The organism is Streptomyces sp. NPDC002884, from assembly GCF_040295245.1.
In the GTDB taxonomy this organism is placed as follows: domain Bacteria; phylum Actinomycetota; class Actinomycetes; order Streptomycetales; family Streptomycetaceae; genus Streptomyces.
The window spans coordinates 1-10,570 of sequence record NZ_JBEOVB010000075.1; the positions used below are offsets into that span (position 1 = coordinate 1).

Below are 10,570 nucleotides of genomic sequence, written 5' to 3' on the forward strand. Positions count from 1 at the left end.
TTCGGCGACCGGACTGGATGCCCCGCCAGCAACCATGAGATGTGCGGGATCTGCTGCTCAACACGCAGGAGAGGCCGCCCCGATGCTGCCACGAGCCGGCTCGCTCGATAGCAGGCTGCGGTCACGGGTAGCGGAAGCCCCGGTCGCGGTAGCGGCCCTGGTCAAACGGGGTTAACCACTCGTTCGGGGCGAGGTTGACCAGGTCGTCGAAGGCCCGGGCCATCTGGCGCCGCCAGAGACGGTCTTGGTGCCAGGTCACGCGCGGCAGTGAGCCGAAGAGCCCGCCTCGCTGGAGCGGCAGGTCACCCAGCGCGGACATCTCCTGCCATGCCTGGTCCGCCACAGGGCAAGGGCGAGTTTCACATCGCCGAACCCGAATCCCTTGCTGAGGAAGAAGATCACGGAGTAGATGTCGCCCAGGATGAGGGAGCCGAGCAGCGCGGGTGTCCAGCTGCCGTCTGAGTTGGGGAGCACCGCGGCGACACCCAGCAGAACGAGCGCGGCTGCGGCGAGCGGCAGGGTGACCACGTCCGGCAGCCGGTGAGCACGCTCAGCGCCGCCTATTCGGGACTAGCAATGAGGTCATTTCCGGGTGAGATATTAACTCCTACACATCCGACAACTTTAAGCGGATGCGGGTCGAGATAGAGCTGAAAATAGTATCCAGCTCGTTCACGATCGTCCACGTAGGCCACAAGAAGGCCCCTATCACCCATTCCGGCAAGACCCGCAAGGCATTCCGCGGAACCGAAAGTCGGCTTGCCACGCCGCCGCAACGTGCTCATCCTCGCCCGGAAGATACCCAGGAGCCTCGTCGCCGGGACGGGCTCGGACCACACGTCGAAATGCGCCCCAGAGAGTAGTGCATTTTTGACCATACTACCGACCTCGGAGTCGAATCCGAATGCAGCTAGCAGTTCACTTACAGACAGCTCTTTCATTTCACCCACCCGAAACACTTGCCCAAGTTTCCCCAAAGTCAAAACCAATTTCCATGGCGTGAATTTCTCCGACAAGTAGATACTCATCTTCGAAGAATGACTTATCCCATCGGCTGCCATGGATTTGAATATTCCTCGATGGGCCCACGAGTGGATCTATATCTGCCACCTTGATACGCATTATGATGCTGGCATTGCCTCCGAGAGGCACCGCACGGCCTTGAGTGGCCGCATCGCAACTATCGAGCCCCACAGCAAGACCGCGATACAGATACCCATCCGTATTCAAGTCGCAATTGTGGACCAAGATTGGGACGACGCCTGCCATAACATAGTACGTGTGAGTTATAGCGACCGTCAGATCGTGGGTCAGGTGTGGACGGTGCCAGATCTTGACGGCAGCTATCTGAGCTATCGCACCCGAAGCCTCGTGCACCGGAGGACAGTCCGAGGTCCACTCCTGCACCAGTTCGGCGCGGGCGCAAGGTTGTCGACGTCTGATGTCCGGCGGCCGCCGCCGTACGAAGCCGGAAAAGTGCCAACAGCCCGCAGCCCAACCACGCCGACGCCACCCGGCGGTCGAGCCTGCCCACTCCGCGCCGTCGAACCCGAGCCGGCCTGTATCCGCACGACCCGCTCGTGCAGATGCTCAAGACCCTGCTGACCGGCCCTACCGGCATGACCGCGGAGTTCAGGCCGAGCCGTCGCCGGAATCGCGGCTCCCAGCCCCGCAGGCGGCGCAGCAGGTCCATCCGCTGGGACTCCAGCGCCGGGCCGCTCGGTGCCCAGCCCCAGTTCGCGGCCGTGGCGATGAACACTGAGTCACCTGGCCGGTTCGGGTTCACGTACTGGATCTCGGAGGTCTCGAGCACGGCGAGGTAGTTTCGGGCCTCCCACGGGACGTGTTGTCGAAGGAGTGGGTCAACTACGTCTTCAACAGCGCGGTCTCCTACGCGCTGTATCTCATCATGACCGCCTTCCAGCCCGTCACCAAGTAGGCCGGCGAGCAGAACGAGCGCACCGGCCCCGTTCCGACGGTCAGCCTGGCAGGCAGCGCCGGCGCGGGTGTTCTGACCCCTTGCCGTACAAAGGCAGCACGTTCCAGGCCAAGTGCCAGCCGTACTTCGACAACGACTCGACAGCGGCCCGTCGACGCACTCCCCCCTGCCTCGGCGACCGCTTCCCTGTCAGAGCTGTCGAGCTGTCAGAGCTGGAACTCCGCGGGGTTCAGCCCCAGTGCCGCGCAGGCCTCCTGGAGGACCATTTGCTCCGCCTGTGAGAAGTGCCCGTCGGCGCCGGCGATGACGATGCCGGTCTGGATCACCGCGCGGGCCTCGGTCGGCTTCTTGGCGGCCTTGGCGATGTCCTGCATCACCTCGGCCTTCCCCTGCGGGAAGTTACGGGTGAGCTGTTCCACGTGCTTGTGGAAGCGCTGACGCAGCTGCTCCGGCGGGAAGTTCTGCAGCACCTCGTTGCTGAGGATCATCGACTCCATCTGCTGCATCTCGGACGCGTCCACATGGCCGTCAGCCGCCGCGACCAGTGCGCACATCGCCATGCTCGCGTCCCGGTACGCACCGCTCTTCAGCTCGGTCTTGATCGAGCCGAGCTGGTTCTTTAGCAGGCCGACCAGCTGGGCGCGGGATCCACCGTGCGAGCCCGTCCGCGGACCGCTCTGCGAACCATGCCCCACGGTCGTGCCGCGCCCGCCCTGCGCCTGCTGCTGCAAGCTCTTGGCCTGGTCCTTGAGCCGGTCGAACAGTGCCATTGCCGTCACCTCGGTACTCGTCTGATCGATCTCACTCCGGAAACGGCCCCGCCCCGGAAAAGGTTCCACAGCGGGCCCCGGCATAGATTGCCCTCCATGACCTCCAACGCGGCCCGTACCGCGCTGGACCTCACCGCCGACCTCCCGGTCCCCGACCTGGAGGACCTTTACCGGGACCTGCACCGCCACACCGATCTCTCCGGCCAGGCGAACCGCACGACCGCGCAGTTCGCCGAACGGCTGGTGAAGGCGGGGTGCGACACCGCCGAGGGCATCGGCGGCACCGAAGTCGCCGGGGTGCCGCAACGGGGACGGGCTCGTGGTCCTGCTGCGCGCCGACATGGACGCGCTGCCGGTCCAGGAGGCGACCGGACTGCCGTACGCCTCCGAGACCCCCGGCGTGATGCCCGCCTGCGGACACGACCTGCACGTGACCTGGCTGACCGGCGCGGCCCAGGCGCTGGCGGCGGGGCGGGACGCCTGGTCCGGGACGCTGGTGGTGGTCGGGCAGCCCGCGAAGAGACGGGCGGCCGGGTGGCGGGGCCTCGCCGCGGTCCCGGGGTGTCGCTCAAGGAACGCCAGGCGGGCGTGTAGCTTCCGCTTACGCGAAGGCAGACTTCGCAAGCCAGCTCTTGCGCCTGCTGGTTCAGGGGCAGAACTCTCGGTCGAGGATCGCGTGTACGACGGAGTCCTTCCACTTCCCCGCTTTCAGTACATGCTCGCGGATCGTGCCTTCCTCCACCATTCCGACGGCGCTCATAGTCTTGGCGGATGCCTTGTTGAGGGGAGAACAGGCGCCCCATTACGGTGAAGACCATGGTTCTCACAAGCGCGGACGGGCGCGTGCTGTGCTGCAGCCCGCTCCGGCCGGGCAGTTGCGCCGACATCACCCAGGCCCGACATCTGGGACTGACCCAGCTCCTGGCCGACGGCCCGTTCACGGAGATACTCGCCGACGCCGGCTACCAGGGCATGGGCGCGCAGACGGGCGGACGGGTGGTGACGCCACCCCATCGCAAGTTCAAGAAGAATGCGCCCGCCTGGTACGAGCAACGGCACGAACTCCAGCGCAAGGCGCACTCCTCACGGCGTATCCGGGTCGAGCACGGCATCGCCCACCTGAAGAACTGGCGGGCCCTCGCCCGCCACCACGGCCGCCGCGAACACATGAGTGACATCGTCCAAGCCGTCGCCGGACTGCTCTCACACCAGCAGGCCGCCACCCTCGACGCCGCCCTGCGAACGTGAACACCGACAACGCCACACACCTCGACCTGCCGCGGCTAACCGTGCACGAGGTCGTTAGAGCACGTAACACGATCATACGCCCGGAGGAACGGGCAGGTTGGGTTACCTGGGTGAAGGCGTGTCCTGGCATTCTCGTACGGATGAGCGAGACAAACGAGTACCGGGACATCCCGAAGGACCGTTGGGTCTTTGGCCTGGAGGAGATTCCCGCGTCTGACCGGGGAGACGATGGGGCATCCCATCTTGTCGCCCCGGCCTTCGACACCACCGTCATCAGCGCACCGGAAGGCACTCCCCAGGCGCTGCGCTGGGCGGCGGAGGAGATCGTTTCCCAATGCGGGCCGGACTGGGCAGTGTCGTCGACCCTCCTGCAGTGGCTCCGGATCGAGGCTGGCGATGAACTTCGGCTCGAGGTGGAGAGCTGTGGGCTGGAGCGCGTCTCCGACGACCGGATCCGCCTGAAGGCGCATTACAACCAGTGGGACGAGCTGCTCATGCCCATCGCAGATGTTCGCCGCATGCTGATCGACATGATGCACTTCCTCACCAGGGAGGCCCGCCACCCCCTGCCGAGCTGGCGAATCGTGCGCCTCGGGGAACGGGACTGGACGCAGAAGCGTGCAGTCGAGTAGCCGCGTATTCGTCGTCGGCCCCGTACCGGCCGCCTGCGCCCTCGGTGACTACGCAGTCGCTCTCTTGAGACGCCGCCAATAGATCAGGCCGCAGGCGGCCAACGAGATGAAGGCATCATGGAGTTCAATGCGTCGTTCCCATCGGACGGCGAGGCGTTTGAACTGATGGAGCAGGGCGAATGCCTGCTCGACGACATAGCGGAGTCTGCCCAGGCCCCTAATGTTCGGGGCGCCTTTGCGGGAGATCACCGGCAAGATCCGGCGGCGCCGGAGCTCGTGCCGGACGGTCCAGTAAGGCGGACACCGTCTTGTTGGTACTCGGCGGAAGTGGGTCTGTCTCGCGGGCGCTGCCGCACAGCCTTGAACTCACAGGGCGCAGGTCGACCAGCTCACTGCGCGGCTGGATCCGGTTCCGCTGCGCACCTTCTGGCCCTGTGTCCCCAGAAGTTCGTGAGTTCACAATCGCTGAAACTTCTTCGGTGAAAACTCAGGGCAGCTTCCGCTGCTTGTCAGGGGTCAGACCTCGGGTTTCGGCTTCGGGGCTTGAGGAACATCTGAACGAGAACCGGTGCTCAGCGAGTTGCCGGAGGCCGGTCGCCACCGCCACGGCCGCCCGGTCACCGTGCTGCCAGAACGGGCCTCGGCCAATCTCGCAGAGGTCGACGTGGAGGATCGCCGGTCTGCACACCATCCGTGCTGCCCTGGCCGACGTTGCCGTGCGAGAGGCTCCAGGCCCAGCCCCACCGAACGCCCAGATGCGGTAGGCGTTCCCTGATAGCTGTGGTCGGGGACGTGGCGGCTGTCGTCCAGGCGCATGTAATACCCGGCCGGGTAGTCCGCGTTCAGGGTGAACACGGGACGGCCCGTCTCCTCCACGACCGGCCGGTCCCCAGGGCTGCCGGTGAGGATCAGCAGCTGACCGTCACTGATGCCGCACTCGGTACTCGAGCCCTTGGGCACCACGTCGATCTGCGTCACGTCGTCCGGTCCTGCGAGGAGGAGAAGGAGACAGCCGGCGGTCAACGGCACCGTCGGCGTGTGCTCCAAAGGACGGGAATGCCGACGTCGTCTCCCCGGGGTTCAGGTCCAGCGGGGTGATCACGGGTTTGTCGTTACAGGGCCTTGAACGCTTCCGTGACAGCCTCGCAGGTGGCCGCGAGGTCGTCGTCCGTGACCGCGGCGGAGACGAACCAGCAGGCCATGGGGAAGGCGTTGGCGTGGACTCCGCGTTTGAGGAGTTCATGCCGGAAGGCATGGGACCGCCCCTGGTCGACGCGCAGCAGGTCACGGTAGTTGCGGGTGGCGCGGCCGTCGGCGGTGAAGACGGTCTGGAACATGGCACCGACGCCTTGCACGGAGCAGGGGATTCCCTGGTCGTGCGCCGCCTTCCGTGCCGTCTCCATCACCTGGCGGCCGGTCTCGTCGATCCGCTGGACGACGGCGGGATCGCCGAGTTGCCTCAGGGTCACCAGTGCGGCCGTCGCGCACAGCGGCGACGCGTTGTACGTGCCGCCGTGCTTGACCCGTCCCGAGGCGAGCGCGTCCATGATCTCTTGGCGTCCGGCGAAGGCGGCGATGGGCAGGCCGCCCCCGAGGGCCTTGGAGAACACGGCGAGGTCGGGTTCCACGCCGAAGAGGGCCTGGGCCCCGCCGGGGCCGGTGCGGAATCCGGTGCAGACCTCGTCGAAGATCAGCGTGATGCCGCGGGTGGTGCACTCCTCGCGCAAGGCCTCCAGATATCCCGCCTCGGGCATGGTGCAGGCGTTGTTGGCGACGATCGGCTCACAGATGACGGCGGCGAGCTCCCCGGCATGGGCGTCGAGCACCGCACGCAGCGCGGTCAGGTCGTTCCAGGGGCAGACCACGACGTCCTCCACGACACCGGCGGGGATTCCCGGGGAGTGCGGGACGGGCCGGGGCGTGTCGAAGGGGCCGGCCTCGTGCTCCGTGGGTCGGTTCGAGATCGCCAGGGTGTCCGACCACCCGTGGTAGTGCCCTTCGAACTTCAGGATCCGGGAGCGCCCGGTGTGGCCACGGGCAGCACGTACGGCGCCCTGCACGGCCTCGCTGCCGGAGTTCGCGAAGCGGACGAGTTCCGCGCAGGGCACCATCTGGCAGATCGTCTCCGCCAGCTCCACCTCCGGGACGTTGCAGGTGCCGAACATCGTGCCGGTGTGCAGCACTTGGGTGAGGGCGTCCGTCAGCACGGGCGGGGCATGGCCGAGGACCGCGCTGCCGTAGGAGATGAGGTAGTCGATGTACTCGTTGCCGTCGACGTCCCGGATCCGGGAGCCGGACCCGCTGCTGATGTAGAGCGGGTAGGGATGCGGCCCTGTGGAGGTGAGGCGGGAGGACGAACTGATCCCGCCCGCGAGGGAGTGCTGCGCACGCTCGAACCACGACCTGCTGCCGCCCGTGCCGTGCAGCGCCTGCAAACGGTCATTCATGGTTGCTCCTGTTTGCTGAGGTGTGCCCGGGGACACGCTTGCGAGTGTTCGGACCGGCGTCATGGACGGCGTGAGACGAAGGGGTGGTGCGGTGTGCTGAGGACGGCTGTGGTCACGGGCGCGGGGAGCGGTATCGGGCAGGCCTGTGCCCTGGGTCTGCTGGCCGACGGCTGGACGGTCGTGCTGACCGGCCGTCGCGAGGAGCGGCTGCGTGAATCGGCGCGCCTCGCCGATACCCGCGACCGCGACCGGGCGGTCGTGCTGCCCGCAGATGTCACCGACGCGGAGTCCGTGGACGCGCTGTTCTCCTCAGTGGAGGAACGGTGGGGACGTGTGGACCTGCTGTTCAACAACGCCGCTGACGTCATGCCGTACACACCCACCGAGGACGTGGACGTGACGGACTGGCATCGGGTCATGGACTCGATCGCCACAGGAACCTTCCTGTGTTCGCGGGCGGCCTTTCGGATCATGAAGGCGCAGGCCCCTCGGGGCGGGCGGATCATCAACAACGGTGCCCCGTCCGCCCAGATGCCGAGGCCGGACTCGGTCGCGTTCACCGCGGCCAAACACGCCGTGGCCGGCATCACCCGCTCGCTCTCCCTCGACGGCCGCCGCTACGACATCTCCTGTGGCCAGATCGACATCGGCAATGTGACCCCCGCCGACCGTCCGCAGCCCGCCGTCCGGCAGCCCGACGGCTCACTGCGGGTGGAGCCCACCATGGACATCCGGCACGTGGTCGACATGGTCCGGGCCATGGCCGCCCTTCCGGTCGGGGTGAACATCCAGTCCGTCCTGGTCATGCCCAGCGCCATGCCCTACGTCGGCCGAGGATAGGCCCGCCACGTACGCGTTCAGCAGCTGGCCGGGCGCCAGGCGTTTCGCCCGCGCCCAGGCCAGCATCCGGTGCAGACCGTCCAGGTGGATCAGTCCTTCCCGGACGGACAGTCCCTCGTAGTCCGCTCCTCCCACCGCCCTGGTGCTCAGGAACACCGCGGTGGGCTCGGCGCCGGCCTGGCGGGCCAGCTTGCGGGCGCACAGCGGATTGGACGCGGCGTACGCATCCCCCAGCGCCGCCAGCCGGGCGGCTGCGGCCCGCACAGTGAGGCCTGTCCTCGGGATCAGCTCGACTTCCCCGTCCTCGCCCAGATGCCAGGGCAACACCACACCGCTGACCTCCGGCCCCTCCAGCAGCACCCGGTGCCAGCGGCCCTCCGCGAGGGCCTGAGCGTTGCGGATATGGGTCCTCGCCTCGTCGTTAGAGTTGGCCATGTCCCCAGGGTGGTAGGGATGGTGCCGCGTGAAGTGACCCAGGACCCTGTCGAAGGAGACGGCCTCCAGGACCCTCATGCCGCCCGCCCGGCGTCGCCCGGCTCGTACACGCCGAAATGACGTTCCTCGAACAACTCCGCCCACCGTCCCTGTCCCAGCCGGCGCTCCCGGCCGACCGCCAGTATCCGGCGCCAGTACGGCTTGACCGGCGGCCACGGCTCACCCGTACGGCAGTACGACGCATCGATCATGTACCTGTCGATACCCTCGGCCCCGTCCCCGGCACGGCGGGTGTGGAACAGCGCGGAGTGGAGAACCACCGCTGACCCCGGGGGCAGCTCGCTGATCAGTGCCTCTCCCGGCAGGGCGCCCGTCCCGAGATGACTGCGGGCGTCCTTCTCCGCGACCTCGTGGTGCGAGCCGGGCAGCACGGCGAGAGCGCCCATGCCTGGCCGCAGGCCTTGGATGTAGTGAAGAACGTGAACCATCGGAAGCCGCCGATGCCGCTGGGGTCGCTGCTCGTAGTCGTGGTGCCAGGGCTTGCCCGGGGCTCCGGAGGGGCGGCGGTCACTGTGGAGGTGGTGGAACACGAAGGCAGGGCCGAGCAGGTTCTCGTCCTCCAGCAGCTCCAGCAGCGGCGGGAACACCGCCAACTCCCCGTGCGCCGTCATCTCCAACTCGACCATCTCCGGAAACGGGCACCGATCCGGGCGTAAGCAGGCGTCAATGGACCGCTGCCGTAACCCGGAATCCACCCAGTGGTCGACCTCCCGTGTCAGACGTCCGACGAAAAGGCTGGGCAGAAGGCCCTGAAGCACCAGGAACCCCTTCTCGTCGAACTCCTTGATCTGCGCTGCGACATCCGAGGCGATCACGCGGCTGAACCTCCGTATACACCGATGGGCGGCCAGGGATAGATCAGGTTGCGCAATCCATATCCAGGTCCTTCCGGAGCCATGCCGTTACGCAGCGGAATGGCCGGTCCCCAGCCCTGGAGGTGCGACAGCAGGGCCTCAAGGGGGCCGAGGGTTCTTTCTGCTGGAGCGTGTGGGCCTTGACCACTCCACCGTCTCCAAGTCACTGCGCCGCATGTAGGAGGCTGGCCGGACTGCTCACCCGGGAGGCCTCTCCCCACGACGGGCGGGTCATGGTGGTCAGCCTCACCGACAACCGCCTCAAGCAATGGCGCGGCCTGGCCATGCGAACGGACAACAGGTCGAGCATGGGGGGGTGGCTGTCGAGAGGTGACGGTGAGTGCCCGTCAACGCCTGCTTCAAGGTCAACCGGTGAAGGAGGACCGTGTACTGCGGACGGAGACGGGAGCGGCAAGGCCGCCGGTCTACCCCGCTAGGCCAAGTCGCCAGCGGGGAAACGGAGTGCCAGGTGGTGCATGTCCAAACAGTGACCGAGCCCTGCCCCGTACATGAAACAGCCGGCGAGCCCTGAGTCTGGAGCCGGTTCGGTTCATGCCGGGAGCGCACGGCGCGGACACGGAGATCAGCCGTGCGCCCCACCCGGCGTGGTGTGGGGCGCACGGTGCCGTGTGTCAGGAGGGAATGATGTTCTCGGCCTGAAGGCCCCGCTGACCCTGGACGACGTCGAAGCTGACCTTCTGGCCTTCCCTGAGCTCGCGGTAGCCCTGGGCGGCGATATTGGAGGGCCTTCGCCCGCTGGCGCGCGGCCCACGCGGAAACCCGCTGCTCTCCGCTGGTTGGAGCAGCTCGTCATCGCGCCCCTGTCACCGGCCCGGGAGGCGCCCGCCAAGCCGCTCGAGGGTGATTCTGGGGCGTTCGAGCGGGGTGTGGCGGCCCTGGTCCAGTACAAGGCGCGTACAGGTTCTGTGACCGTCCCGAGAGCCCACAGAGAACGGCTGGAAGACGGCACCGAAGTGCGCCCGGGGGTATGGCGCAGCAATATGCGCAGCCGGAGAGAGTCGCTGGCGGATGCACAGCGCCAGCAGTTGGCGGATCTCGGCCTGTTCGACTGAGGTCCGGCTGTTTCGCGGTCGGCGCGGCGTTCGTTGATGTGCTGTTCGGGGGCAGGAGCTGCCTGCGGCTTTGACGTTGCTGGGTTCGGTGCAGCCGCCGTAGGGGACAGCGACGGAGCGCAGTTCGTAGGCGGTGTCGGAGCTGGGGCTGTGATGTGGCTGACGGGAACCGGGAAGCCGACGGGATCGGGGCGGTGTCCGCTGCGACACATGCCTGCAGGGCCGCCGGGGGGCGCCACCGGGGGGGGAAGCCCCCCCCCGCCGTCTCGGGC

The 10,570-nt window shown here is 67.2% G+C and carries 10 protein-coding genes and 4 pseudogenes; 5 read left to right on the top strand and 9 right to left on the bottom strand.

The features are described 5' to 3' along the window. Positions 1-121 precede the first annotated feature (121 nt). From ABT070_RS45470 to ABT070_RS45485, 4 genes and pseudogenes are all read right to left on the bottom strand, one after another. Positions 122-259, bottom strand: coding sequence for a hypothetical protein (locus ABT070_RS45470; RefSeq protein ID WP_351769176.1), 138 nt, complete (start codon positions 257-259; stop codon positions 122-124). An 83-nt stretch (positions 260-342) separates the two neighbouring features. Then, a pseudogene (locus ABT070_RS45475) lies at positions 343-549 on the bottom strand (prepilin peptidase); the annotation flags it as partial. A gap of 11 nt (positions 550-560) precedes the next feature. Next, a complete protein-coding gene (locus tag ABT070_RS45480) occupies positions 561-1,028 on the bottom strand; it encodes a hypothetical protein (RefSeq protein ID WP_351769177.1) in 468 nt (155 codons plus the stop codon). 1,117 nt (positions 1,029-2,145) lie between these two features. Continuing rightward, entirely contained in the window at positions 2,146-2,709 is a 564-nt protein-coding gene (locus ABT070_RS45485; protein ID WP_351769178.1) for a tellurite resistance TerB family protein, read from the bottom strand. Between the two features lie 96 nt (positions 2,710-2,805). On the opposite strand from ABT070_RS45485, the pseudogene ABT070_RS45490 reads away from it, so the two are divergent. Beyond that, positions 2,806-3,262 (top strand): annotated as a pseudogene (locus ABT070_RS45490) (M20/M25/M40 family metallo-hydrolase); the annotation flags it as partial. Positions 3,263-3,355: 93 nt separating this feature from the next. Here the strand turns inward: ABT070_RS45490 and ABT070_RS45495 are convergent. Then, entirely contained in the window at positions 3,356-3,469 is a 114-nt protein-coding gene (locus ABT070_RS45495) for a GNAT family protein (RefSeq protein WP_351769191.1), read from the bottom strand. A gap of 56 nt (positions 3,470-3,525) precedes the next feature. Between ABT070_RS45495 and ABT070_RS45500 the strand changes: the two genes are divergently transcribed. Both ABT070_RS45500 and ABT070_RS45505 read left to right on the top strand, forming a co-directional pair. Then, positions 3,526-3,957 (top strand): transposase family protein, encoded by a 432-nt coding sequence (locus ABT070_RS45500; RefSeq protein WP_351769180.1) that lies wholly within the window; start codon positions 3,526-3,528, stop codon positions 3,955-3,957. Between the two features lie 140 nt (positions 3,958-4,097). Then, positions 4,098-4,589, top strand: coding sequence for a hypothetical protein (locus ABT070_RS45505; protein WP_351769182.1), 492 nt, complete (start codon positions 4,098-4,100; stop codon positions 4,587-4,589). Positions 4,590-5,701: 1,112 nt separating this feature from the next. Here ABT070_RS45505 and ABT070_RS45510 read toward each other — a convergent pair. Continuing rightward, positions 5,702-7,036, bottom strand: a complete 1,335-nt coding sequence (locus tag ABT070_RS45510; protein ID WP_351769184.1) for an aspartate aminotransferase family protein — start codon at positions 7,034-7,036, stop codon at positions 5,702-5,704. Between the two features lie 93 nt (positions 7,037-7,129). Here ABT070_RS45510 and ABT070_RS45515 point away from each other — a divergent pair, with 93 nt between their 5' ends. After that, positions 7,130-7,876, top strand: a complete 747-nt coding sequence (locus tag ABT070_RS45515; protein WP_351769186.1) for an SDR family oxidoreductase — start codon at positions 7,130-7,132, stop codon at positions 7,874-7,876. Between the two features lie 39 nt (positions 7,877-7,915). Here ABT070_RS45515 and ABT070_RS45520 read toward each other — a convergent pair. The 3 genes and pseudogenes from ABT070_RS45520 to ABT070_RS45530 all read right to left on the bottom strand — a co-directional run. Next, positions 7,916-8,389: pseudogene (locus ABT070_RS45520) on the bottom strand (DUF6309 family protein); the annotation flags it as partial. Next, positions 8,386-9,186 (bottom strand): phytanoyl-CoA dioxygenase family protein, encoded by an 801-nt coding sequence (locus ABT070_RS45525; RefSeq protein ID WP_351769188.1) that lies wholly within the window; start codon positions 9,184-9,186, stop codon positions 8,386-8,388. The gene ABT070_RS45525 and the pseudogene ABT070_RS45520, both read right to left, overlap by 4 nt. A 671-nt stretch (positions 9,187-9,857) precedes the next feature. Next, positions 9,858-9,968 (bottom strand): annotated as a pseudogene (locus ABT070_RS45530) (cold-shock protein); the annotation flags it as partial. 54 nt (positions 9,969-10,022) lie between these two features. Between ABT070_RS45530 and ABT070_RS45535 the strand changes: the two are divergent. After that, positions 10,023-10,298, top strand: coding sequence for a helicase associated domain-containing protein (locus ABT070_RS45535; RefSeq protein WP_351769189.1), 276 nt, complete (start codon positions 10,023-10,025; stop codon positions 10,296-10,298). Positions 10,299-10,570 lie beyond the last annotated feature (272 nt).